The sequence below is a fragment of the Pseudokineococcus sp. 5B2Z-1 genome (assembly GCF_037482305.1).
Lineage (GTDB): Bacteria > Actinomycetota > Actinomycetes > Actinomycetales > Quadrisphaeraceae > Pseudokineococcus.
This window is the reverse complement of record NZ_JBBHZG010000002.1, coordinates 533,628-558,309: the sequence shown is the minus strand read 5'-3', so window position 1 is coordinate 558,309 and position 24,682 is coordinate 533,628. Positions and strand designations below refer to the sequence as shown.

The 24,682-nt window shown below is 75.0% G+C and carries 17 protein-coding genes, 2 tRNA genes and 1 pseudogene; 4 read left to right on the top strand and 16 right to left on the bottom strand.

The annotated features are described in order from the left end of the window. Positions 1 to 56: 56 nt before the first annotated feature. The 4 genes from WDV85_RS06710 to WDV85_RS06695 all read right to left on the bottom strand — a co-directional run bounded on the left by WDV85_RS06710 (position 57) and on the right by WDV85_RS06695 (position 4,288). On the bottom strand, positions 57 to 1,832 hold the full coding sequence (locus WDV85_RS06710) for an ABC transporter ATP-binding protein (RefSeq protein ID WP_445263250.1): 1,776 nt from the start codon (positions 1,830 to 1,832) through the stop codon (positions 57 to 59). Between the two features lie 17 nt (positions 1,833 to 1,849). Beyond that, on the bottom strand, positions 1,850 to 2,914 hold the full coding sequence (locus WDV85_RS06705; RefSeq protein ID WP_339569898.1) for a CbiQ family ECF transporter T component: 1,065 nt from the start codon (positions 2,912 to 2,914) through the stop codon (positions 1,850 to 1,852). 88 nt (positions 2,915 to 3,002) lie between these two features. Next, the gene (locus WDV85_RS06700) at positions 3,003 to 3,836 is read right to left on the bottom strand and encodes a hypothetical protein (RefSeq protein ID WP_339569897.1); all 834 of its coding nucleotides are present in this window, start codon (positions 3,834 to 3,836) and stop codon (positions 3,003 to 3,005) included. A gap of 379 nt (positions 3,837 to 4,215) precedes the next feature. Then, positions 4,216 to 4,288, bottom strand: a tRNA-Arg gene (locus WDV85_RS06695). A 139-nt stretch (positions 4,289 to 4,427) separates the two neighbouring features. On the opposite strand from WDV85_RS06695, the gene WDV85_RS06690 reads away from it, so the two are divergent. Further along, positions 4,428 to 4,515, top strand: a tRNA-Ser gene (locus tag WDV85_RS06690). Positions 4,516 to 4,599: 84 nt separating this feature from the next. Here the strand turns inward: WDV85_RS06690 and WDV85_RS06685 are convergent. Then, complete coding sequence (locus WDV85_RS06685) at positions 4,600 to 6,084, bottom strand: LCP family protein (RefSeq protein ID WP_339569896.1); 1,485 nt, start codon at positions 6,082 to 6,084, stop codon at positions 4,600 to 4,602. 282 nt (positions 6,085 to 6,366) lie between these two features. Between WDV85_RS06685 and WDV85_RS06680 the strand changes: the two genes are divergently transcribed. Further along, complete coding sequence (locus tag WDV85_RS06680; protein WP_339569895.1) at positions 6,367 to 8,403, top strand: penicillin-binding transpeptidase domain-containing protein; 2,037 nt, start codon at positions 6,367 to 6,369, stop codon at positions 8,401 to 8,403. A gap of 58 nt (positions 8,404 to 8,461) precedes the next feature. Here WDV85_RS06680 and WDV85_RS06675 read toward each other — a convergent pair whose 3' ends face one another. From WDV85_RS06675 to WDV85_RS06645, 7 genes are all read right to left on the bottom strand, one after another. Further along, complete coding sequence (locus WDV85_RS06675) at positions 8,462 to 9,028, bottom strand: DinB family protein (protein WP_339569894.1); 567 nt, start codon at positions 9,026 to 9,028, stop codon at positions 8,462 to 8,464. Continuing rightward, complete coding sequence (locus WDV85_RS06670; protein WP_339569893.1) at positions 9,025 to 9,474, bottom strand: SRPBCC family protein; 450 nt, start codon at positions 9,472 to 9,474, stop codon at positions 9,025 to 9,027. The genes WDV85_RS06675 and WDV85_RS06670 overlap by 4 nt, the downstream gene beginning before the upstream one ends. Before the next feature lie 198 nt (positions 9,475 to 9,672). Then, positions 9,673 to 11,718 (bottom strand): glycogen debranching protein GlgX, encoded by a 2,046-nt coding sequence (gene glgX, locus WDV85_RS06665; protein ID WP_445263249.1) that lies wholly within the window; start codon positions 11,716 to 11,718, stop codon positions 9,673 to 9,675. 142 nt (positions 11,719 to 11,860) lie between these two features. Beyond that, complete coding sequence (locus tag WDV85_RS06660) at positions 11,861 to 13,117, bottom strand: hypothetical protein (protein WP_339569891.1); 1,257 nt, start codon at positions 13,115 to 13,117, stop codon at positions 11,861 to 11,863. Next, the gene (locus WDV85_RS06655; protein ID WP_339569890.1) at positions 13,110 to 14,765 is read right to left on the bottom strand and encodes a hypothetical protein; all 1,656 of its coding nucleotides are present in this window, start codon (positions 14,763 to 14,765) and stop codon (positions 13,110 to 13,112) included. The genes WDV85_RS06660 and WDV85_RS06655 overlap by 8 nt, the downstream gene beginning before the upstream one ends. Positions 14,766 to 14,973: 208 nt before the next feature. Beyond that, positions 14,974 to 16,326, bottom strand: a complete 1,353-nt coding sequence (locus WDV85_RS06650) for an MFS transporter (protein ID WP_339569889.1) — start codon at positions 16,324 to 16,326, stop codon at positions 14,974 to 14,976. Continuing rightward, positions 16,323 to 16,988 carry a GntR family transcriptional regulator gene (locus WDV85_RS06645; protein ID WP_339569888.1) on the bottom strand — a complete coding sequence of 222 codons (666 nt, stop codon included), beginning with the start codon at positions 16,986 to 16,988 and terminating at the stop codon, positions 16,323 to 16,325. The genes WDV85_RS06650 and WDV85_RS06645 overlap by 4 nt, the downstream gene beginning before the upstream one ends. An 88-nt stretch (positions 16,989 to 17,076) precedes the next feature. Here WDV85_RS06645 and WDV85_RS06640 point away from each other — a divergent pair, with 88 nt between their 5' ends. Beyond that, entirely contained in the window at positions 17,077 to 18,129 is a 1,053-nt protein-coding gene (locus WDV85_RS06640; protein WP_339569887.1) for a TIGR03885 family FMN-dependent LLM class oxidoreductase, read from the top strand. Beyond that, on the top strand, positions 18,126 to 19,763 hold the full coding sequence (locus WDV85_RS06635; RefSeq protein WP_339569886.1) for an alpha-amylase family glycosyl hydrolase: 1,638 nt from the start codon (positions 18,126 to 18,128) through the stop codon (positions 19,761 to 19,763). The genes WDV85_RS06640 and WDV85_RS06635 overlap by 4 nt, the downstream gene beginning before the upstream one ends. A 108-nt stretch (positions 19,764 to 19,871) precedes the next feature. Here WDV85_RS06635 and WDV85_RS06630 read toward each other — a convergent pair whose 3' ends face one another. The 4 genes and pseudogenes from WDV85_RS06630 to WDV85_RS06620 form a co-directional block, all read right to left on the bottom strand. After that, entirely contained in the window at positions 19,872 to 20,882 is a 1,011-nt protein-coding gene (locus WDV85_RS06630) for a GntR family transcriptional regulator (protein ID WP_339569885.1), read from the bottom strand. A 41-nt stretch (positions 20,883 to 20,923) separates the two neighbouring features. Beyond that, positions 20,924 to 21,997, bottom strand: a complete 1,074-nt coding sequence (gene pdxA / locus WDV85_RS17080) for a 4-hydroxythreonine-4-phosphate dehydrogenase PdxA (protein WP_445263248.1) — start codon at positions 21,995 to 21,997, stop codon at positions 20,924 to 20,926. A 174-nt stretch (positions 21,998 to 22,171) separates the two neighbouring features. After that, positions 22,172 to 23,431: pseudogene (locus WDV85_RS17075) on the bottom strand (four-carbon acid sugar kinase family protein); the annotation flags it as partial. Positions 23,432 to 23,490: 59 nt separating this feature from the next. Next, positions 23,491 to 24,456 (bottom strand): 2-keto-3-deoxygluconate permease, encoded by a 966-nt coding sequence (locus WDV85_RS06620; protein ID WP_445263247.1) that lies wholly within the window; start codon positions 24,454 to 24,456, stop codon positions 23,491 to 23,493. Between the last annotated feature and the right edge of the window lie 226 nt (positions 24,457 to 24,682).

Genomic DNA, 24,682 nt, shown 5'->3' with positions numbered 1-24,682 from the left:
GCGGGGGGCGGCGGGGCGGCGCGCTGCGCGGCCGGGCCACCGGCCCTCGACGCCGTTCACGACGCCTCCTCGACCACGAGCGCGGCCCGCACCTCGTCGGGCACCAGCCACGGCTCGGGGGCCAGGACCTTGGCGGTCTGGGGCGCGAAGGCGGGCGAGGAGGCGACGACCTCGGCGGTCGGGCCGTCGGCGACGACACGGCCCTGGGCCATGACGACGACCCGGTCGGCCGCCGCCGCGACGAGCTCGACGTCGTGGGTGGCGAGCACGACGGCGCGGCCCCCGGCGGCGAGCGCGCGCACGACCTCGCCGACGCGCCGCTTGGCGCCCTCGTCGAGGCCCCGGGTCGGCTCGTCGAGCAGGACGACGCGCGGCGCCGCCGCGAGCTGGACGGCGAGCACGAGCGCGAGGCGCTGCCCCTCGGACAGGTCGCGCGGGTGCCGGTCGTCCGGGACGCCGGGCGAGACCTCGTCGAGCAGGGCCCGGCAGGTGCCGGGCGGGCGGCCCGACTCGACGTCCGCCTGCGCGCACTCGGCGGCCACGCTCCCGAGGTAGAGCAGGTCGCCCGGGGTCTGGGGCACGAGGCCGACGAGGGCGCGCGCGGCCGCGGGCGCCAGCGTCCCGGGGTCGCGGCCACCCTCGGCGTCCGGCCCCTCGACGGGTCGCCGGCCCGGCCGAAGGAGGTCGCGCAGCCCGGGACGGCGACCGCGGGGCGCCGTCGTCGAGAGGTGCGCGTCCGCCCCGGCGCCCGCCGCCACGAGCCGCGGGACGTCGCCGAGCACGCGCACGTCGCCGCCCGAGCGGGGACCCGAGCCCTGCCAGGCCCACAGCAGCGACGACTTCCCGGAGCCGTTGCGACCCATGAGCGCCACGACCTCACCGGCCGCGAGGTCGAGGTCCACCCCCGCGACGGCGCGCACGGCCCCGGCGCCGCGGCCGTGGACGACCGCGACGCCGCGCGAGCGCAGGAGCGGCGGGCCGTCGTCGCGCCCGGGCGTCGGGCGGGGGGCGGGGCGACGCCCCGCGAGGCGCTCGACCAGCGGGCCGGCGCGCCGGCGGGCGTCGCGCACCGACAGCGGCGGCGGGTCCCAGCCCGCGACGCGCGCGAGCTCGACGACGGGCGGGGCGCCGTCGTGGTCGCGCATCATCGCCGCGGGCTCCCCGGCGCGGACCCGGCCGTCCCGCCCGACGAGGACGACGCGGTCGGCGTGCTGGACGACGCGCTCGAGCCGGTGCTCGGCCACGAGCACGGTGACGGCGAGGTCGTGCACGAGCCGGACGAGGGCCGCGAGGACGTCCTCGGCGGCGCCCGGGTCGAGGGCGGACGTCGGCTCGTCGAGCACGAGCACCCGCGGCCCGGCCGCGAGCACCGAGCCGATGGCCACGCGCTGCGCCTGCCCCCCGGACAGGGTGCGCAGCGGCCGGTCGCGCAGGTCGGCGACGCCGAGGAGGTCGAGCACCTCCTCGACGCGACGGCGCATCGCCGGGACGGGGACGGCGAGCTGCTCCATCGCGTAGGCGAGCTCGTCCTCGACCGAGTCGGTGACGAAGCCCGCCACCGGGTCCTGGCCGACGAAGCCGACGAGGTGGGCGAGGTCGCGCGGCGGCGTCGTCCGGGTGGAGGCGCCCGCGACGAGCACCTCGCCGGTGAGGTCGCCGCCGGTGAGGTGGGGCACGAGGCCGCAGGCGGCCCCCAGCAGCGTCGACTTGCCGCTGCCCGTCGGCCCGGCGACGAGGCACAGCTCGCCCTCGGCGACGTCGAGCTCGACGTCGCGCAGCACGGGCCGCGCCCCGCCGGGGTAGGTCACGCCGAGCCGGTCGAAGCGGAGCACCGCGGCCGCCCCGGGGCTCATCGGGCGCCCCCGCGCAGCGCCGCCGCCGGCGCGGCCGGTCGCGCCGTCCCGGCGCTGCCGACCGGCGTGCGGCGGAGCCGCGGCGCCGCGCCGGGGCGCGGGGCCAGGACGGCGGGGAGAGCGGCCACGAGCACGGCCGCCAGCGCGAGGACGCTCGGCTCGGGCCAGGCGGGCGGCGTCGTCGACGGCGCCACGCCCGTCGGGTCGAGCGCCGCCGCCAGGACCATGGCTCCGGCCGAGGCCGCCCCCGCCGCGACGACGGCCCACTCCGGGGCCCCCCACGGGTCGGGGCGGTGGGCCGTCCGGCGCACGCGCGCGGAGGCCAGCCGCAGCCCGAGGACGGCGAGGAGGGCGCCGCCGAGCAGCACCGGCAGGCCCGTCGCCGCCCCCGCCGTCGGGTCGAGGAGGCCGACGAGGCCCCAGCAGGTGCCGAGCAGGCCGCCGAGCAGCAGCGCAGCCGACGTCCGCCGGGCGCGGCGCGGCACGTCCGCCGTGCGCCCGTAGCCGCGCACCGCCATCGCCCCGGCCAGGGCGAGCGAGCGGTCCAGCGCGTCGGCGAGCACCGGCGAGAGGACGGCGGGCAGCGCCCGCACGCCCTCGGCCCCGCCCGCCCGCAGCCGGCGCGCCCGCCGCACCCGCCGCACGCTGTCGAGCAGCTGCGGGGCGGCGGTCAGGGCGATGACGACGGCCGTCGAGACCTCGGCGAGCGCCCCCGGGACGGCGCGCAGCAGGCGGCGCGCGTCGGCGAGGGAGTTCGCCGCCCCCACGCAGACGAGCACGGCGGCGAGGCGGAGCCCGTCGTAGACGCCGGCGAGCAGCGACCCCGCCGTCACGGGCCCGAGGAGCGTGACGCCGGAGAGGAGGTCGGGCAGCGGCACCGCCGGCAGGTCGAGGACCACCGGCCCGGTGCCGAGCGCCGTGCCGCCGAAGAGGACGCGGAAGAGCGCGCGGACGGCGACGACGACCCCGGCGAGCACGAGGTAGGCCCGCAGGTCGAGCCCGTGGGGGGCGTCCGGCCGCCGGGCCACGACGACGAGGCAGGCCACCGCGACGACCCCCACGAGGAGGAGGGGGTCGCTGGTCCGGCTCGCCGCCGCGGCCAGCCCGAGCGCCCACAGCCACCAGGCGCCCGGGTGGAGCCCGCGGCGGTCAGCGCGCGTCGGACCTCCGCTCGTCCATCTCCTCGTCGCGGCGGCGACGGGCGCGCAGCGCGCCGAGCACGAGCGCCAGGACGACGACCGCGGCGACGACCACCACGACGACGACCGTCGTCCACGGGACGCTCGCGGCCTCCTCGCTGCTCGCCTCCACCTCGGACGCGTCGGCGCCCTCGGGGTCGACGGCCGGGGAGCCGCCCTCCGTCCCGTCCTCGGGCGCGCCCGTGGGCGTGGACGACGGCGACGACGTGGCGGTCGGGGCCGCCTCGCCGGCGACGGGCAGCGCGGCGACGGCGGCGGGCTCCACCCGCGGCGGGGCCCCCTCGAGGCTGTCGCCGGACAGCTCGGTCCACGACCAGGCCTCGACGCCGCCGACCTCGGGTACGCGGTCGGCCGCGCCGACCTGGCTGGAGGTCCACTCGCCGTCCCGCGGCGCGTACCAGTACGCCCAGTACCCGTCGTTGAGGCAGTCCGCCTCGTCCGGCGCGGGCAGGCCCTCGATGGTGCAGACGAAGCCGGGCTGGCTCTCCGTGGCCGTGAAGCCGGCCTCGGTGAGCGCCGTCAGCCCGTCGGGCGCGTCGAGCGCGCAGCCGGCGGTCGGCGCGGCGAGGTCGCCGCCCGCGAGGCCCTGCGGGTCGACGAGGACGGTCGCGCCCTCGTCCTCGGGGCAGGCCTCGCCCGCGAGCTCGACGTCGGCCGACGCCGAGGGGGCGGCGGACGACGTCGCCGAGGGGGTGGCGGCCAGGGCCGGTCCGGCGCCGAGCGCGAGCACGAGGCCGGTGGTCGCGGCGAGGGCGGCGAGGCGGGAGGTGGGGGCGACGGGCACGAGGAGCCTCTCGGGAGGGGCCGGCCGGGCGTCGCCCCGACCGGGCCCGGCCCGGCACGCCGAGGGGCGCGCAGCGGGAGGCCGACCGGGCTCCGCCCCGCAGACCACGGCGGGGATGGCGGGAGCCGCTGGCCCCCGGCGGGCGTTCCGGCTCGCGACGGCCCGGACCGCCGTGGGCGGCGCCGGTCGTCGCCCACGGCTGCGGGTCAGCGCCGGCGTCGGACCGGCTTCCCCCGCGCGGGGACGGGCAGTTCTCGTCGGCGAGGGTAGCCGCCCCGGTGGGGGCCGGCGCCCGCGCGCCCGCGCTCGGAGGGCCCGGGACGACGACAGCCCCCCAGCACGTCTGCTGGGGGGCTGTCGTCGTCGCTGTCTCAACGAGCGCGCCCGGAGGGACTCGAACCCCCAACCTTCTGATCCGTAGTCAGATGCTCTATCCGTTGAGCTACGGGCGCAGCGGCCCGCCGTGCGAGCCGTGGAGAACAGTACCCGGTCCGGGGCGGAGCCCGAAATCCGATCCGCTCCGCGTCCCCGCGCCGGGCGCTCCGCGGGCGGCTTTGCGGGCGGCGCCGCGCCGTCTGTACCCTCGCCCGCGGAGGCGTCGCCTAGTGGTCTATGGCGCCCGCCTGCTAAGCGGGTTTGGGGTGATACCCCATCGCGGGTTCAAATCCCGCCGCCTCCGCAGTGACCGAACGGCGCACGACCCGCGGGTCGTGCGCCGTTCGTCGTCCCGAGGCGTGCAGGGCGCGCGTTCCCGAGGGCGGGGTCAGGAGGCGCAGATGTCCTCGGACGCCGAGCGGGCCTCGATGGCGGTCGCCGGCTCGCTGCGGTCGGGCAGCGGCTGGTCGCCCAGCCGGTTGGGGACCTCGACGACGTCCGGCGCACCGGCCCCGAGGGTCACGACGACCCGCCCCTGCAGGCTCGGGTCCTCGACGACGTTCGCGCCCGGGAAGGCCGCGGCCACCGTCTCGGCGGCGTCCTCCGCCCCCGTCGGGTACGACACGCGGACACCGTCGGGAGCGCCCGGCTCGGCGTTGCCGGCGACCGGGACGGTGAAGCCCTGCAGCTGGAGGTCCGCCTGCGCCTCGCCGGCCCTACCGCCCTCGCCCGTGCCGTTGTAGACCTCGACGGTGATGGAGCCGGGCGAGACGGTGAGCGGCGCGGGCTCGGGCGCCGGGTCCGCGGCCGCCTCCGCCTCCGGGGAGCCCGGGAGCGGGGCGTCCTCGCGGATGCTCGCCCACAGGTCCTCCGCCTCCGGCGCCCACTGCAGCCGGTTGGGGTCGGGCGCGTAGGCCTCGAAGGGCACGGTGACGAAGGAGACGTCGTCCGGCCGCAGCCCGGACGCGCTCTGGGCGAGCCGGGTGAGCTCGCCGACGCTGTCCAGTCCGGGGTCGGTCGTGAGCGACTCCGTCGCGGCGTCGAGGAACCGCACGAGCCGGTCGGGCCGCAGGAGGATCCCGGCGCTCGTCACCTCCTGGACCACCGAGGACAGGAACTGCTGCTGGCGCCCGATCCGGCCGATGTCGCTGCCCTCCGTGCCGGGGACGTTGTAGCGGGCGCGGACGTACGCCAGGGCCTGCTCGCCCGACACCCGGCTCACGCCGGCCGGCAGGTCGAGATGGCTCTTCGGGTCCTGCACCGCCTCGGGCAGGCAGACCTCGACGCCGCCGAGGGCGTTGACGACGTCCTGGAAGCCGTCGAAGTCGACGACGGCGAAGTGGTCGATGCGGACACCGGTGTTCGCCTCGACCGTCGCGATGGCGCACGCGGGTCCGCCCTCGGCGAGGGCCGAGTTGAACATCGCGAGGCGCGTGCGGTCCTCGCCCCGCGGGTCGCCGCACCCGGGCACCTCCACCATCGAGTCGCGCGGGATGCTCACGGCGACGGCGCGCTCGCGGTCCCCGGAGAGGTGGACCAGGAGCGTGGTGTCGGAGCCGCCACCGCCGATGTCCCCGCCGAACGCCTGGCCCCCCTCGCGGAGCTGCGACCGGTCGTCGGAGCCCATGACGAGGACGTTGAGCGGCCCCGTCTCGCCGGCCGCGGTCGGAGCCGCCTCGGGGCGGTCGTCCCCGAGCACCGAGTCCACCTCGACGGACGTGATGTTGCCGTCGAGGTGGGCCACGACCGCCGCACCCGCCGCACCCGCCACCACCACGGCGCCCGCGACCGTCGTGGCGACGACGGCGACGGCACGGCGCGCCCGGGAGCGGGCGCGGACGTGGCGGCCTGCGGCGGTGCGCGGGGACGTCATGCGGGCGGGGCCTCTCCGTCGTCGGGCGGTGCTTCTCGGGCGGTGGTGCACGAGCGGTGGTGCACGGACGGGCGCCCGAGGGTCGGGCGGGGCCGCTGGGCCGCCCCGCGGGCGGGGGCGTGGGCCACCGCGGACCGGTGTCCATGGTAGGGGCGTCATCGGCACGTCCCCCGGGCCGCGGGAGGTCCGGGAGCCGGGAGCTCGCTGGGAGAGCGCACCGACCACGGGCGAGGGGCGACGTCCGGCCACGGCGCGGGAGCCCGGGGTGGCAGGGTCGGCCCCGTGCAGCGCCCCTCGCGTCGGACCACCGCCCTCCTCGTCGTCGGCGCGGTCGTCGTCGTCGCCGCCGCGGGGACGGGCACGGCCGTCGTCCTCGGCCAGCGCGCCGACCGCGACCGCGACGAGGCCGCCCGCGCCGCCGCGGAGCAGGTCGTCGCGGCCTGGACGGGCGGGGCCCTCTCCGGGGCGCCCGTCGTCCTCGCCGGGGGTGGTGGCGCCGACGCCGTCGCCGCCGCGGAGGAGGCCCTGACCGCGGGCATGGGCGACCTCGAGCCCGCCGTCGAGCTCGTCGCCGTCGAGCGCGACGAGGCCACGGCCAGCGCCGACCTGCGCGTCACGTGGCCCGTGGGCGACGGGTGGACGAGCGAGACGTCGCTGCCGCTGGCCGCCACGGGCGAGGACCGCGAGGCCTCCGGGTGGACGGCGACGTGGTCGCCGTCGGCCCTCGCGCCGTCGCTCGAGGACGGCGACGCGCTGCGCCTGGACCGGGTGCGCGCCGAGCGCGGGCAGGTGCTCGACCGGGACGGCGCGCCCCTCGTCACCGACCGGCCCGTCGTCGACGTGTCCGTGGACCCGGCGCAGGCCGGGGACGCCGTCGCCCTGGCGCAGGGCCTGTCCGACGTCCTCGGCGTCGACGCGGGCTCGCTGGCCGAGCGCATCGCCTCCGCGCCGCAGGGGCAGGCGGTGCCCGTCATCACGCTGCGCCAGGAGGCCTTCGACGCCGTCAGGGCGGAGCTCGACGCCCTCCCGGGCGTGCAGTGGGTGAGCGGCCAGCGGGCGCTGGCGCCCACGAGCGGCTTCGCCCGCGACCTGCTCGGCGTCGTCGGCGACGCGACGGCGGAGGTCGTCGAGGACTCGGACGGCCGGGTCGCCGCGGGCGACCAGGCCGGCCTGTCGGGCGTCCAGCGCCAGTACGACGAGCGCCTCGCCGGCACCGCGGGCGCCACGGTGGTGCGCGTGCCCGGCGGGGCCGAGGACGCCGACGGCGAGGCGGGCGGGGACACGGGCGGGGACACGGGCGGGGACACGGCGCCCGAGGAGCAGGTCCTCTTCTCCCAGGGCCCCGTGCCGGGCGGGGACGTGCAGCTGTCCCTCGACCCGCAGGTGCAGCTCGCCGCCGACGCCGCGCTCGAGGGCCGGCTGGGCGACGGCGGGGTCGGCGCGGCGGTCGTCGTGGACGTCGCGAGCGGGGACCTGCTCGCCGTGTCCTCCTCCCCCGCCGGCGGCTTCGACCGCGCGCTGCAGGGCCGGTACGCGCCCGGGTCGACCTTCAAGACCGTCTCGACGCAGGCCCTGCTCGCCGCGGGCCTCGCCGTCGACGAGGTGGTGCCCTGCCCGCCGTCGGTGACCGTGGGCGGGCGGACCTTCGGCAACGCCGAGGGCGGCGCGCTGGGCGAGGTGCCCTTCTCGACGGCCTTCGCCCAGTCGTGCAACACGGCGTTCGTCTCCCTCGCCGACCGGCTCGACGCCGGCGCGCTGCCGGCCGCGGCGGCCCCGATGGGCCTCGGCGTCGACTGGTCGGTCGGCGTGCCCGCCTTCACCGGTGAGGTGCCCGAGGCCGGCTCGGAGGACCTGCAGGCCGCCGAGATGATCGGCCAGGGGCAGGTGCTCGCCAGCCCCGCCGGGATGGCGGTGCTGACGTCGACGATCGCCCGCGGGTCCTGGCTGCCGCCGCGCGTGGTCCTCGACCCGGCCCCCGAGGAGGGCGCCGCTCCCCCGGAGCCCGTCGCCGACCTCGGCGCCGTCCGCGACCTCATGCGCCTCGTGGCGACGGAGGGGACGGCGTCCGCGGCCCTGGCCGGGCTGCCGGGCGCGCCGGTCGGGGCCAAGACGGGCACGGCCGAGGTCGGGCAGCCGGACGCCGACGGCACCTTCGCCACGAACGCGTGGACGGTGGCCTTCCAGCCGGGCACCGGGCCCGCCGGCCCCGACGGCGAGGGCGTCGCCGTCGCGGTCGTCGTCGAGGGCGGCAGCGCCGGCGGCGCCGTCGCCGCGCCCGTCGTCGCCGACCTCCTGACCGCGCTGGCCGACGAGGGCTGAGGCGCCGGGCGGGACCCGGTCCTGCGCACGGGCCCCGCGAGGCGCCGAGAGCTCCCGCTCAGGCCCGGTCGGCGACGTCCTGCAGCCGCGCCCGGTGCGCGGCCCACCGCTCCGCGTCGCCGTCGGGCAGGTTCGAGACGTCGCGCCGGTGCCCGGCGGCCCCGTCCACCAGCTCGCGCGCCAGGTCGGCGTGCCCGGCGTGGCGGTGGGTCTCGGCGACGAGGTGGACGAGCACCCGCTGGAGGGTCACCGCCCGGGCTCCGGGACGCCACCACGGCACCTCGCCCGGGGCGTCGAGCGGGAGCGCGGCGATGGTCGCGTCGGCGTGCGCGTGGACGCGGCGGTAGAGCGCCACGACGGCGGCTGGTGACTCCTCCGGCGTCGCCCACAGGTCGGCGTCCGGCTCCGCGTCGAGCTCCATCCACGAGAGCGGCTCCGGGAAGGGGCGTCCGAAGACCACGCCCAGGTAGCCGGCCTCCACGCCCGCCAGGTGCTTGACGAGGCCCAGCAGGTTCGTGCCGGTCGGCGTCATGGGGCGCCGCACGTCACGCTCGGGCAGTCCCTCGAGCTTCCACAGCACGACGTCGCGGCCCTGCCGGAGGTAGTCGTGCAGGACGTCCTTCACCGTGGCGCCGCCGACAGCTCCTGCACCCGCGCGAGCGCGTCGTCCCAGGCGGCGGTCATGGCGTCGTAGTGCTCCTCCCCCATCGCGGCCGAGACCTCCAGCCGGGTGCCGCCGGGCACGGGGCTGAGCCGGTAGGTCTCGTGGGCACCCCGGTACTCGCGGGCGCTCTCGCTGTCGACGTCGTCGCGGCCGTCGACGACGAGGCCGTCGAACTCGACGTCGACGAGCTCGGGGCGACGGCTCGCGACGACGCGGCCGAGCATCCCGGACCGCCCGGGGCCGAGGAAGCGCACCTCGCTGCCCTCCGCCCAGTCGGTCTCGGCCCAGCAGTCCTCGGCGAAGGCCGCCGTCCACCGCCGGTAGGTGGCGTCGTCGAGCAGCACGGCCCACACGCGCTCGGGCGGTGCGGCGACGTCGACGGTCTTCTCGATCACACGGATGCCCATGGCTCCTCCTCAGCGGTCCTGGTGGAGGTGGGACCGCTCAGGGGGCCGGTACTCATCGCGGCGGCGCACGTCACGACGACGAGGACGGGAGGAGCGACGGGTCCCCGCTCCCGGACTTCGTAGCCTTCGTCCGCCCTCGAGGGCCCCGCAGGCGGAAGAAGGCCACGAAGTCCAGGGGTGGGGACGGCAGCGCCGGCGTCAGGCCGAGCGCAGCAGCGTGAAGGACCGGTCGCGGACGAAGAGGTCCTGCACCTGCTTGCCGACCTCCTGCTCGGGGTCGCTCGACATCGCCAGCGTCCAGGCGCCGCCCGGCGCGTCGGGCACGGAGAAGTCGACCGGCCCGTCGGCGGCGTTGAGCAGCAGGAGGAACGACGCGCCCTCCTCCGCGCCCTCGCCCGGGCTCATCTGGACGCCGAGCGACTTGGCCGCCGGGTCGTCCCAGTCCTCCGGGCCCATGTCGGCGCCGTCGGCGCGCAGCATCCGCACCGAGCGGGTGCCGGGGCCCTCGTCGCCGTACCAGCGCGGGCGCAGCACGGGGTTGTCGCGCCGCAGGGCGAGCAGCTCGGTCGTGAAGGCCTGCAGGTCCCGGTCGGCCTGCGCCCAGTCGAACCAGGAGATCTCGTCGTCCTGGCAGTAGGCGTTGTTGTTGCCGCCCTGGCTGCGGGCGATCTCGTCGCCGCCGAGGACCATCGGCACCCCGGCGGACAGCACGAGGGTGGCGAGGAGGTTGCGGCGCTGGCGGTCGCGGCGCTCGTCGACCTCGGCGTCCGCCGTCGGGCCCTCGGCGCCGTTGTTGTCGCTGCGGTTGTCGCTCTCGCCGTCCTCGTTGTCCTCGCCGTTGGCCTCGTTGTGCTTCTGCTCGTACATCGTGAGGTCGGCGAGCGTGAAGCCGTCGTGCGCGGTGACGAAGTTGACGCTGCACAGGGCCGAGCGGCCCGCGCCCTCGTAGACGTCGGGGCTGCCGGTGAGCCGCTGCGCGAGCGCGCCGAGGGCGCCGTCCGCGCCGCGCCAGAAGTCGCGGACGTCGTCGCGGAACTTGCCGTTCCACTCCGACCACCGCGCCGGGAAGCCGCCCACCTGGTAGCCGGCGACGTCCCAGGGCTCGGCGATGAGCTTGACCCGGGCGAGCACCGGGTCCTGGTGGACGAGCGTGAGGAAGGCGCTGTGGACCTCGGCGTCGCCGTCCTGGCGCGTCAGCGTCGTCGCGAGGTCGAAGCGGAACCCGTCGACGTGCATCTCGGTGACCCAGTAGCGCAGCGAGTCCATGACGAGCTGCAGCGCCGCGGGGTGGCCGACGTTGAGGCTGTTGCCCGTGCCGGTGGTGTCGAAGTACGCGTCCGGCTGGTCCTCGACGAGCCGGTAGTACGCGCCGTTGTCGATGCCCTTCAGCGACAGGGTCGGCCCGAGGTGGTTGCCCTCGGCGGTGTGGTTGTAGACGACGTCGAGGATGACCTCGAGGCCCGCGGCGTGCAGCGCCTTGACGAGCGCCTTGAACTCGCCCACCTGCGCGCCCCCGTCGCCGGCCGAGGAGTACTCGCCGTGGGGCGCGAGGAACGCGATCGAGTTGTAGCCCCAGTAGTTGCGCAGCCCCTTCTCGAGGAGGTGGCTGTCCTGCGCGAACTGGTGGACGGGGAGCAGCTCGACGGCGGTCACCCCGAGGTCGACGAGGTGCTGGACGGCCGCCGGGTGCGCCAGGCCCGCGTACGTCCCCCGGATCTCCTCCGGCACGTCCGGGTGCTGCTGCGTGAAGCCCTTGACGTGCACCTCGTAGACCACCGTGTCGGCCATCGGCGTGCGCGGCGGCGCGTCGTCCCCCCAGTCGAAGGCGTCGTCGACGACGACGCACCGCGGGCTCGAGGGCGCCGAGTCGGCCTCGTTGAGCGTCTCGGGGGCGTCGTGGTGGTGGCCGAAGACCTCCTCGCCCCAGGTCCACCCGCCCTCGACGGCGCGGGCGTGCGGGTCGAGCAGCAGCTTGTGCGGGTTGTGGCGCAGCCCCCGGTCGGGGGCCCACTCGCCGTGCACGCGCAGGCCGTAGCGGGTGCCGGGCCCGGCGCCGTCGACGAGGCCGTGGAAGACGTGGCCGGTCCGCTCGGTCAGGCGCACCCGCCGCTCGTCGTGGGGCTCGTCGGCGGTGCCGAAGAGGCAGACCTCGACGGCGTCGGCGGTCTCGGAGGAGACGGCGACGTCGAGGACGCCGTCGCGCCACGTGGCGCCGAGCGGGTAGGGGCGGGACGCACTGATGATCACTACGCAATAGTAAGAGGTCCTGCGTCATAGCGCGCCTCAAAGTTTAGTCAGCGGTGGCGTACCCATGTCGTCACCTTGCGTATTACACAACCCTCCGATTCGAACCCACGCGCACCCAGCGACTTCGGCCACCCAAGGGCTAGCATACGGCTAATCGATCAAGACGCTCCCGCAAAGCCTCACAGTGACGCTCATTAATCTCCGGCTGCGTCTCGACGTAGTTTCCAAGGTCAGCGACGTCGCCGATTAGTCGATCGACGGTCGGCAGCACAAGCACAGCGTCTACATTCAACGAGCACAACTGACGGTCATGGAAGAACCGCTTGTCATCTCTGCTGCTGTGCGTCTGCAAGACCAATCGGGCGCTCGGGTGAACTCGCTCGATTCGACCCAGTATGTGCCGCACGAATCTAAGGTGGTCAACACCGCGCGCTTTGGCCACGAGGCGGAGTTCTTGATCTGGCGTCATGCACTCAGCAAGGCCAAGCGCAAAGTCCTCGAACTTCTGAGGGTTGGCACTCGCTGCATTAAGCAGGTAAGGGTCGACCCATACGGACGGGCCGAGCGGATACATTCTCGCCGCCAACCACCACCCGCGCATGCGCCCCTGCCCCTGACTGCCCCCCGGCGCGTCAGAGTGAGTCAGTTCTAGAAGCGCTGACACGAATGATATATCCGCCAGGAGTGACGGCGAGGGGCGAGTGCGCCCATCTTCACCAGTCAACAGCAAGGGGTGAAGGTCGGCATCGCCCTCGACACTTCGTCGCCCTTGCTTGCCTCCGACCTCCTCGTTCAGTACATGTCGCAGACGTCTTCTCGATTTGGAACGCACGAGGTGTGGATAGTGGTCATCCAGCAGCGCCCTTCTGCTCGAGACTGCACCGTGCGGCCAAGACAGCACGTCTTCGGCCGCGCCCCTCACGAGATCTTCCCAGGCCACGCGTTTGGCGCGGTCACTGAAGGCCATAGATTCCGGCGCGACCGGCAAGAGATCGCGACAGGTCAGCCACACAACGAAGCGTTGCGACCCTTCTTCCGGGTCCTCACACGCAAAGGCAAGAGCCCCCAGGCTGATGTCCAATTCTTCAGTGACTCGGAGATGGGGGTTGTTGCAGTCACTTAGAATGATGGCCGTCAATAGGTCACCCGACTCGGCTAGTCCACCAGGCCCCATTAGGGACGGGCCCCGTTCTAACCAGGAGATCAGAGAGGAGGCGACGCCGTGGTCTAGCGGCGAATGCGAAACTACGTCGACACGACTAAACTCCGCGGCGAGGGCAGAATGCAAAAGCGGCATTCGACTGACGGGCACGCCGGTCACCACCACTCCTCCAGCAGACAAGGCCTCGAAAACAAGGTCGTCAGCCAATTTGGCGTATGGCTCCGCCTCAAACATCTACTTGACCTTCAATCTCCTCCTTCGTGAGGGTCGTCATCGCCCGCAAGGTCACTCCGCCCTCTTCGTCGAGCAGGGCGTACCGATTAGCGAACGAGAGAGCTTCGGCGGACAGAGGCGTCGACGCGCTATCAATATGGTCAAGCACCTCTAAGAGCCGGTAGGGGTTGTACTTGTAGAGACTCCGCAAGATTTCTCGCACCTCCTTGTGTGTACTCTTCTCCCCCCGCAATTCGACGGCCGCCCTCACGGCCTCGTGTGAGATGGGAAAAGGAACAGCCTCCCCAAGACTGCCGGTGCGCGCCCTGGCTGCCGCGATGGAACAGGCATGTCGTATGAGGAAGGGATGACCGCCATACATGCCGTGCAGTAGATCGACGCTTCGGTGATCCGGGAAAGTGAGGCCACTGCGCTTCCCCAGCTGCCGAACGAGATTTGCCACGGCATGCCGCTCCAGCGGCCGCAGCGCAATCGATCGCGCAAAACTATAAAGGTAATTATCCTCCCCCCAGAGGTTCGTGGACTCAGTGAGTGCGCGATTGATACCCGCAAAACCGAAAAGGAGTTGTCCGGACAGGGTCGGCTCCTCTTGAGTAAGGCCTCGCAATTCGTACAAGAGACCGAGCCGCTCACGTCGTGCATCCATACTGCCTGGAGACGCCACCGCACTTAACGGCGGCAGGGATAGGTCAGTCTCGTCCACGAAAAGGACTACTGGTCGTTCCGGCGAGCAAGCGACGAGCCTGGTCAATAGGTCACCGAAGTACGTCCCCGTTAAGGGGGGCTTGAGGTTCTGGATTTCATCCGACAGCCCGGCGGGTACAACGTTGTGAGAAAATCTCGATGTAGCGTGCATCGCCTGGAGGAGTTGTCGCAAGACGGCCAGCCGTAGCGCTGGCAAGTCGTCGTTGATACGCCTGGAGAAATCCAGCGATCCTGTCGCTACGCCTCGACCTCGGAGTGCCACGCGCGAGATGTTGAGCGCCGACGACTTACCGGCCTTTCGCAGACCATAGATGGCGACATTCTGCCGATCTATGAGGAGTGTACTCTCAATCTCTCGCAGCACCTCGCGACGCCCGAAGAAGTCGTCCTCACTTTCGAGTGCCTTCATTCGCAGGAAGTAGTCGGCGCTTTTTACCGCCGCCGCCAGATGATGTCTAATAGGCGCCGAATTCTCAGCCAACTCATCAGGCGTCAAGTGCACGATACGGCGATCAGCCTGTGGAATGGCCGCCTTCAACCCGCCCACGTCGGCTATAAGAATGGCGATGTCATTGTCCGTGTCAACGTTCCGCGCCATGCGTCGGAAATGCTGAACTAGTTGCGCCGAGTTGGCGCTGTCGTCAGTCGCGATAATCATCGGCAGAAGACCGTCGATGCCGAATTGACTCGCTAGTGGTCGTCCCACTTCTAAGGTAAGCCACCAAGAATTGTCATATACGCCCCTGCCGCGCTTGCGATCGTGGTTAGTTCCCGGTTGGGCCATCGTTATTATGCTGGCTCCGTCCGGGGCGAGCGTCTGAAGGGAGTCGCCTTCGATGGCAAGATTGAGGAGTCGCCGAATGCGGGGAGCGAGGTCTGGAAACTGACTCTCAAACTGCAGCCAGTTACGTCGGGCGTACTCTGAATTTTCCACAACGGCCATGCCGCTCCTCTCGCACCGCTTGAGGGGCCGTCAGCAACCCCACAGTCGACAACCTACGTGCCCTTGCTGACGCCGTACAGAGCCAAGCGGGCCTTTACGCGGTAGAAGCGGTCACGTGGGACTACTGGCCAGTTCCGTGATGCATCACGTTGCACAGCAGTCCAACGTCTCCCGGCCAGTTGTGGTGTGGCAGAGGCCAGGCGCGACCTCAGGCCCGCCAGAGGGGCCGCGTGCCCCACACCTGCCGCAGCGGCAGCACGTCGACGCCGCGGGCGGCCAGCTCGCGGCGGGCGACCCGCCGCGTCCGCAGGACCATGACGACGCCGGCGCCCCAGACGACGTACTGCAGGGCGAGGGCCGCGCGGAAGTCGGCGAGGTCCGGCGTCGCCGCCCCGGCGAGCAGGTCGAGGGCCACGCCGATCCCGAGAATGGTGAGGAGCGAGGCCGTGAAGCCGCCGGTGTTGACGACGCCGGTCGCCGTCCCCAGCCGGTCGGGCGGGTTGTCCGTGCGCGCGAAGTCGAAGCCGACCATCGACCCGGGGCCGTTGACGGACAGCACGAGCACGAGCAGCGCGACGACGAGCAGCGGTGGGCCGCCGGGCCAGGCGAGCACCACGGCCCAGGCGACTGCCGTCGTCGTGACGATCCCGAGCACGAGCGAGGAGCGCCGCAGCGGGTGCAGGGCGGTGAGCCGGCCGACCACCGGCCCGGCGGCGACGCCGCCCGCGACGAGCAGCGTGAGCAGGGAGCCGGCGGTCACCGGCGCCAGGTCGAGGCCCTGGGTGAGGAAGGGGTAGCCCCACAGCAGGGCGAAGACCATGCCCGAGAACTGCGAGGTGAAGTGGCACCAGAAGCCGAGACGGGTGCCCGGCTCGCGCCACGCCCCGGCGAGGTCGCCGCGCACCTCGGAGGCCGACCGCCGGCGCCGGACGACGACGGCGTCCGGCGGGGCGTCGCGCAGGACGGCGAGGACGAGCACGGCGACGAGCGCGCCCACGGCCGCGGCCCCGCCGAAGGCGGCCGACCAGCCGGGACCCGCGAGGACGGCCGCCAGCGGGATGGCCGAGAGCACCTGCCCCAGCTGGCCGAGCAGCCCGGTCAGCTGCGTGAGCACCGGCACCTGCCGGGCGGCGAACCAGGCGGGCACGAGGCGCAGGACGCTGATGAAGGTGACGGCGTCCCCGAGCCCCACGAGCACGCGGCCGACGAAGGCGCCCGGCACGTCGGTGACGACCGCCAGGACGCTCTGCCCGGCCACCATCGCCACCGCGCCGGCGACGAGCAGGCGCTTGGTGCCGAAGCGGTCGACGAGCACGCCGACGGGCACCTGCATCGCCGCGTAGACGACGAGCTGGACGACGGCGAAGACCGACAGCACCGCCGTGCCGGTCGAGAACCGCTCGAGCGCCGTCGGTCCCGCGACCCCGAGCGAGGTGCGGTTGAAGACCGCGACGACGTAGGCGAGCACGCCCACGCCCCACACGAGGTAGGCGCGCGCCCGGGTGCGGCGCAGCCGCGGCGGTGCGGTGGTGCTGACCACCTCCCCGGCAGCCCCGCTCACCGCGAGCCCCGCAGCACGTCGCCCGCCCCGCGCACGTGCTCGGCCGACAGCCGGGCGAAGGCCTCGCCGTCGCCCGCGGCCAGCGCGTCGCGCAGCCCGGTGTGCTCGCGCACGGCGCGGTCCCGGCGCGCGGCGCCCATGTCCATGCTCGCGACGCCCATGCACAGCTGCCGGTCGCGCAGCGAGGCGTACAGGCGCGAGAGGACGGCGTTGCCCGCGGCGTCGACGACGGCCTCGTGGAAGGCCCGGTCGGCCTCGACGAGCGCCGGCGCGTCGCCGTCGTCGCGCGCCCCGACCATGGCGGCCAGGTGGGCGTCGAGCACCGGCAGGAGACGCTCGCGCTGCTCGACCGCGCGCGGCGCCGCCCACCGCTCGACGAGCTCGCGCGCCTCGAGGACGTCGCGGGCCTCGACGTCGCTGACGGCCAGGACGAGCGCGCCGCGCTTGGGGAACAGCTGCACGAGCCGCTCGGCCTGCAGCTGCAGGAGGGCCTCGCGCACGGGGGTGCGGCTGACGCCGGTGCGCTCGGCCACCTCCCCCTCGGTCACGAGGGAGCCGCCCGGGTAGGTGCGGTCGAGGATGCCCGCCTTGAGGTGGGCGTAGACGCGGGACGAGGCGGGCTCGGCGCTCGCGGGGACGGTCGGGGCGGGGCTGGGACGCATGATGCATCTATGGTGCCGCGCCCCGGCCGGGTGACGGCCCGGCGTCCCACGGAGCGGGACCGGGCCCGCGCCCCTAGCGTTCGCGCCCGTGACCGTCGTCGGCTTCCACGCCTCCCACGAGCAGATCCCGCCGAGCCGCCTGCTGCGCGACGTCGTGCGCGCCGAGGAGGTCGGCTTCAGCGCGGCGATGTGCTCCGACCACATCACCCCCTGGAGCACGGCCCAGGGCCAGTCGGGCTTCGCCTGGAGCTGGCTCGGCGCCGCGCTGGCGAGCACGCGCCTGACCTTCGGCGTCGTGCACGCACCGGGGCAGCGCTACCACCCGGCGATCAGCGCGCAGATGGTCGCGACGCTCGCCGAGATGTTCCCGCAGCGCTTCTGGGCGGCCCTCGGCACCGGCCAGCTGATGAACGAGCACGTCACCGGCACCGACTGGCCGCACAAGCGGGAGCGCGACGCCCGGCTCGCCGAGACGGTCGACGTCATGCGGCGCCTGCTCGCCGGCGAGGAGGTGACCCACCGCGGGCGCGTCGTCGTCGACCGGGCGCGCGTGTGGAGCCGCCCGCCCGCCGAGGCGGCGCCGGCGCTGCTGGCCGCGGCCATCACCCCCCGCACCGCCGCGTGGGCGGGCACGTGGGCCGACGGCCTCATCACCGTCAACTCCTCCGACGACGTCCTGCGCGAGGTGCTCGGCGCCTACCGCGACGCCGGGGGCCGCGGACCGGCCTGCCTGCAGGTGCACGTGGCCTGGGCGCCCACGCGCGACGAGGCCCTCGCGCTCGCGCACGACCAGTGGCGCACCAACGTCTTCGCCTCCCACGTGCTCTCCGAGCTGGCCGTGCCCGAGCAGTTCGACGACGTCGGCCGGCAGGTGCAGCCGCCCGGCGTCGACGGCCCGGTGGTCGTCGAGCACGACCTCGGCCGGCTCGCCGAGCGCCTGGCCGAGATGGCGGGCCTCGGCTTCGACCGCCTGTACCTCCACCACGTGGGGCAGGACCAGGAGGCGTGGCTCGACGCCGCCGGGCAGCACGTGCTGCCGCAGCTCGACGTCACGGCGCCCGAGCCCCTCGTCGGCACCACGGGCGCGGGCACGACGGCGGAGGCGCTCGCCGCCCGCGCGCCGCAGGGGGCGTCGGCATGAGGCTCACGACGACCGCCGACCACTGGTGGACGACGAGCGTCGGGTACTGCCTCGACGTCGAGCGCTTCGCCGACTCCAGCGGCGACGGGCACGGCGACCTCGTCGGCCTCGGCCGGCACCTCGACCACCTGTCGCGCCTCGGCGTCGGCTTCGTGTGGCTGCAGCCCTTCTACCCCTCCCCCGAGGGGGACGACGGCTACGACATCACCGACTACTACGCCGTCGACCCGCAGACCGGCAGCCTCGGGGACTTCGTCGAGGTGGTGCGCGCCTGCCGCGAGCGCGGGATGCGCGTGCTCGTCGACCTCGTCGTCAACCACACCTCCGCGGACCACCCGTGGTTCCAGGACGCGCGGTCGTCGAAGGAGTCGCGCTACCGCGACTGGTACGTGTGGCGCGACGAGCCGGACCCGGCGGACGCCGACGCGCAGAACGTCTTCCCCGACGCGGAGGACTCCATCTGGTCCTACGACGAGGAGGCCGGGCAGCACTACCGGCACCGCTTCTACTCCTCGCAGCCCGACCTCAACACCTCGAACGAGGACGTGCGCGAGGAGATCCTCCGCATCATGGGCTTCTGGCTCCAGCTCGGGGTCGCGGGCTTCCGCGTCGACGCCGTGCCCTTCTTCGTCGAGACGGCGAGCCGCACGGGCGACGCCGACGACGCGGGCGCGCCGGACGGCGAGGGCGTCGACGACGCCGGCCAGGGCGGGGAGCACGAGGACCACATGGCCGAGTCCATGCGGATGCTCGACGTCATGCGCGCCTTCCTCGCCCGCCGCAGCAGCGAGGCGCTCATGCTCGGGGAGGTCAACCTGCCGTACGCCCAGCAGCAGGAGTTCTTCGGCGACCTCGGCGACCGCATGACGATCAACTTCGACTTCACGCTCAACCAGTCGATGTACCTGGCGCTGGCCCGCGGGACGAGCGAGCCGCTGCGCCGCACGCTCGCCTCCCGGCCCGAGCTGCCCGAGGGCAAGTCCTTCGGCGTCTTCGCGCGCAACCACGACGAGCTGACCCTCGACCAGCTGGGCGACGACGAGCGCGGCGAGGTGCTCGCCGCCTTCGGGCCGCGGGAGGACCAGCAGCTGTTCGGGCGCGGCCTGCGCCTGCGGCTGCCCACCATGCTCGACGGCGACCAGGACCGCCTCGAGATGGTCTACGCGCTGGTGTTCTCGGTGCCCGGCGTGCCCGTCCTCTACTACGGCGAGGAGGTCGGCCAGCGCGAGGACCTCTCGGTGCCCGGCCGGGTCGCCGTGCGCACGCCCCTGGACTGGGGCCGCGACGCGCCCACGGGCGTGGCGGCGCAGGAGGCCGACGCCTCCTCGCTGCTGCACGCGACGCGGCGCCTGGTGGCGCGCTACCGCGACCGCCCCGAGCTCGGCGCCGGGTCGCTGGAGCTGCTCGACGTCGGCGACGAGCGGGTCCTCGCCCACGCCTGCCGCTGGGACGGCCGGACGACGGTCGCCGTGCACAACCTGTCCGACGCGGAGGTCGAGGTGCGCCTGCCGGGCGACGTCCTCGGCGACGACGTCGTCGAGCTCTTCTCCGGCGACCCGGTGGACGTGCCCGCCGACGGGCTCGCGCTCACGCTGCCGCGCTACGGCTACCGCTGGTACGGCGACGCGGGCTGAGCATCGCCCCGGGCGGACCTGTTCGTCGGACGTGACCGTGCTCGGTCACGTCCGACGAACAGGTCCGTCCGGGCGGGTCATCGGCGGAGACGGAGGGGAGGGCCAGGGTCATCGGCGCTCCTGGTCGCGGGCGGCGAGCAGCTCGTCGACGGAGATCGCGACCCCGCTCGCCTCGACTCGCCGCTCGATCCGGGACATGAGGTCGTCGTCCGACGGACCCGTCGCGGGGCCGGACCGGGCGAGGAGCACCGCCAGGCGGTCACGGACGTCGTCGAGGTCGGCGAGGAGCCGGTGCGCGTCGACCGCCCGACCCTCGGGCGACGTCGTCGTCGTGGACGACGCCGTGCTGGCCGAGCCCGAGGCGTGGCCGTGGCCGGCGTCCGCCGCGGCGAGCGGGCGTGCCCGCACGTCGTCGACGTCGAGCTCGAAGGAGACGGCGTCGCCGCGGTGCCACGTGGCGAAGACCTCCAGCGGCGTCCCGTCCTCGGCGGCGCCGCGCCCCTCGAGCAGGAGCAGCGGGTCGCCGGCGCGCACCCCGAGCTGCGCGGCGAGGCCCTCGTCGGCGGCGACGGCGCGGACCTGCCGCGACCCGCGGCGAGGCCGGACGCCGACGAGGGCCTCCATCGCGGCGTGCAGCGAGGCGTCCTCGAGGTCGTCGGCGCGCAGCCCGGCCAGCAGCGGCAGCGGCAGGTGGGTGCGGATGCGCGCGACCGGGCGCCCGTCGACGCTGCGGACGCGCTCCAGCCGCAGCACCTCGTCGGCGCCGAGCCAGCGGGCCACCTCGGGCGCCGGCTCGACGACGGCCTCGAGCACGTGCGTGGTCACGACGGCGCCACCGGTGGCCAGCTGGTCGTGCAGGCCGCCGGCCCGCTGCACGAGGCGGCGGTGGTCGGCGCGGTCGACGACGACGGTGCCGCGGCCCTTCTCGCGCCGCACCCGCCCCTCCCCCTCCAGGGCGGCGAGCGCCTGGCGGACCACCGAGCGGCTCACGCCGAAGCGCTCGGTGAGCGCGGACTCGCTCGGCAGCAGGGTCCCCGGCGGCGCCGCGTGGTCGTCGACCTCCGCCCGCAGCGCCGCCGCCACCCGGGCGTGCAAGGGCCGGCGCACGTCGTGGTCCACGCGCGGGAGGGTAGGCGACCGCCGGGGAGCGCCGGGGCGGCTCAGGAGGCGACGTCCTCCTGCGCCTCCTGCTGCTGCACCTCCTGCTCCTGCACCTCGTGGGCGGCGTCGCGCACGTGGCCCCAGCCCGGGGCGAGGGCGGCGGCCCGGCGGCAGGAGAGGACGAGGCTGGCCTCGCGGGCGATCCCCTGGCCGGCGATGTCGAAGGCCGTGCCGTGGTCGACCGACACGCGCACGACGGGAAGGCCGACGGTGATGTTGACGCCGTCGTCGCCGTAGACCGCCTTGAAGGGCGCGTGGCCCTGGTCGTGGTAGCAGACGACGACGAACTCCCACCGGCCCTTCACGGCCGCGGGGATGAGGGCGTCGGCGGGCAGCGGGCCGTGGGCGTTGACGCCGCGCTCCTGCGCCCGGCGCACGGCGGGCTCGAGGACGTCGGCGTCCTCGTCGCCGAAGATCCGGTTCTCGCCCGCGTGCGGGTTGAGGCCGGCGACGCCGATGCGCTCGCCCGGGCGCCCGAGGGCGCGGCTGAAGGCGTCGACGAGGGTGAGGACGGCGTCGGTGCGCTCGGGCGTGACGTCCTCGATGGCCTGCCGCAGCGAGACGTGCGTCGTGAGGTGGAAGAGGTAGAGGTCCCCGGCGGACAGCACGAGGCTGAAGTCCTCGACGCCGAACTCGTGGGCCAGCAGCTCGGTGTGGCCGGGGAAGGCGTGCCCGCCGGCGTGCATGGCGGCCTTGTTGAGGGGCGCGGTGACGATGCCGTCGACCTCCCCCGCCTTCGCGAGGTCGCACGCCGCGACGACGAAGCGGTACGCCGCGTCGCCGGCCACGGGGCTCAGCTCGCCCACGGTGATCTCCGGCAGGGGGTCGCCGACCTGCACGACCTCGACGACGCCGGGCGCGTTCGTCGCGTCCCGTGGCCGCTCGAGCACGCGGACGGCGTCCGGGTCCCCGCCGACGTCGCGCACCGCGCGGCGCATGACGCCGGCGTCGCCGAGCACGACGGGCACGCACTCGGCGCGCAGGTCGTCGTGGCCGAGCAGCGTCTTGGCGGTGATCTCCGGGCCGATGCCGGCGACGTCGCCGATGGTGACGGCGAGGACGGGGACGTCCATGGGGGTTCCTCCTGGGGTGGGCCGCGAACGGGGCTCGGGGGTGTCGTCGTGCGGGTCCTGCTGGTGGGCGTGCTCGTGGATGGTGCGCTGCTGAGCGGTGGGACCGGTCGGGGCGGACCCGTCGCCGGGGCGCGCGTCGCGCAGGCGGTCGACGACCTCGACGAGCGTGCCCGGCTCGCCGAAGCCGCCGGCCTTGCTGGCGAAGGGAAGCCCGGCGGCGCGGCCGCCGACGAGGACGCCGGCGGGCACGCCCTCCGCGAGCGCCGCCCGCACCTCGAGCCCCGTGGAGCCCCAGCGCTCGAGCAGCGCGGCGGCGCCGTCCCCGCCGACGGCCACGACGGCCGCGGCTCCCGCCCCGCCGTGGACCCGGTCGTGGAGCCGCTCGAGGAGGGCGGCGGTGCCGGTGGCCACCCGGGCGGCGCTGCGGCGCGCGGACGGCGCCGCGCCGTCGGCGGGCGGCTCGGGCGCGAGCACGACGACGACGTCCGCGTCCGGCACCGCGGGGTCGCCGGCCCCGGCGCCGCTGCGCCCGCCGCTCGCGAGGTCGTCCGCGGAGGGCCGCACGACGACGGTGCCCGACCGGGCGGCGAGGCGCTCCACCTGCTCGCGCGCCACCGGGTGCAGCGACGTGACGAGGACGAGCACCGGCCCGTCGGCGCCCCTCTCCGCCCCACCGCGCCCGGACGGCTCCTCGGCGACGGGCGCGGGAGCGACGGTCGCCTCTCGCCACAGCCGGGCGACGGGCTGCGCCAGCCCCGCCGACCCGACGGGCAGGGCCCGCCCGTCGCAGCGGACGAGCGCCCGGGCGACGACGTCGAGCGCGGCGTCGTCGTCGGCGTCGACGGTGAGCAGGCGGTGCCCGCCGTCGGCCGCCGCGAGCAGGGCCGCGGCCAGCGCCGCGGCGGCCGTGTCGGCGGCGTCGGCGGCGTCGGGCTGCTCCGGCGCGGGCACGTGGTGCGCCCCGGGCAGCAGCTCGGCGAGGACGGACGTGCGCACGGGCGTCACCGGGTCCGACCCCGCCGGCCCCTCCTCGAGGGGCCGCCCGCGCACGAGGGCTCGCCCGCCCGTGACGGTGCGGCCCATCGCCGGGTAGGCGGGGCAGACGACGGCGAAGCCGTCGGGGCGGGCGGCCACCCAGGCGGCGAGCGCGCCCTCGACCTGGTCGGCCACGGAGCCGCGCAGGGTCGAGTCGACCTTGAGGTAGACGCGCGGCGTGCCTGCGCCGAGCAGCGCCGCGACCCGTCGGCGCACCACCTCGCGCGCCACCGCGGGGGCGGCGGCGCGGACGTCGGTGCTCGTCGCGAGGACGCAGGGGTCGTCGCCGCCGGGGGCCGCGGCCGTGCCGGCGTCCGCGCCGACCGCCAGCAGCGTGCGCCAGCCGAGGTCGGCGAAGCGGACCGCGCTGTCGCCGGCGCCCGTGAGGTCGTCCGCCACGAGCGCGGCGTCCCACGGGCGGCCGGGCAGGTCCGTCCCGGGAGCGGTGGGGGCGTCCGTCACAGGCCCGTCCCCCGGCCCTCGTCCACCGGACCGGTCCCGGCGTCGGCCGTGCTCGAGGACTCGTCGAGGGCGCCGGCCCGCTTGAGGACGAGGGAGGCGAGCACGGGCGCGAGGATCGCCGTCACGAGGACGGACGCGGCGACCTGCGCCGTCGCCGTCCCCACGTACTGCTCGAAGCGGGGGTCGGCCGCCGCGACGATCGCCGGCGTGGCGATGGCGTTGCCCGCCGTCGTGCCCGCGGCGAAGCCGACGCCGGACTTCGCGCCGCGGCGCAGGAGGAAGCGCCAGCCGACGTAGACGAGCGCGCCCGTCACCGGGGCGACGACGACGCCGAGGGCGAGGCCGGACAGGCCGCCCGTGACGACCGACCCGAGGTCGATGCCCGTCCCGAGCGCGAAGGCGAAGAAGGGGATGACGATGTTCGGCACGGGCTTGAGCACGTCGCGCCACTGGGCGTCGAGGTTGCCGACGAGCACGCCGAGCAGGAAGGGCACGATCGCGCCGACGAGGGCGAGGAGCGGGATGTCGCCGAGGCCCGACGCGCCGAGGAAGAGCAGCGTGAGGAAGGGCCCGTCGTTGACGGCGGAGGCGATGTACGCGCCGCGGTCGCGGGCGTCGCCGTAGCGGCCCGTGAAGGCGAGCCAGAGCCCGCCGTTGCTGTTGTCGAAGGAGGCCAGCAGCGCCAGGATCGAGATCCCCAGGATGCCGTCGAGGCCCACCACCGAGCCGATCGCCACGACGAGCGTCGCCGGGATGAGGCTCTTCATGAGCAGCGCGACCCCGGCGTGCGCGAGCACGGGCCCGCTCGTCGCGCCCGTCACCTGCGTGCCCGTCATGAAGATCAGCAGGCCGATGAGGGGCAGCGCGCTGTCCTGGAAGAGCGCCGTCGTGAAGCTGCCGATGCCGAGGGCGCCCGGGGCGAAGGTGCCCACGACCGACCCGAGCACGAGCGGCACGAGCATGAGCCCGCCGGGGATGCGGTTCATCGTCGCGAACATCGGCACCCGCGACCGGGGGGCGCTCTGCGTCTGGGACACCTGGTCCACCTCCACGACGCACACCTGCGGGCGCCGGATCGTCACCTGTACGGACGACCTGTCCGTACAGGTGGGTACTGTGGACCCGGCGGCCGGTGCGGAGCAACCCCCGTGGCACCGCACCGGTCGTCCTCCACGTGTGCCCCACCTC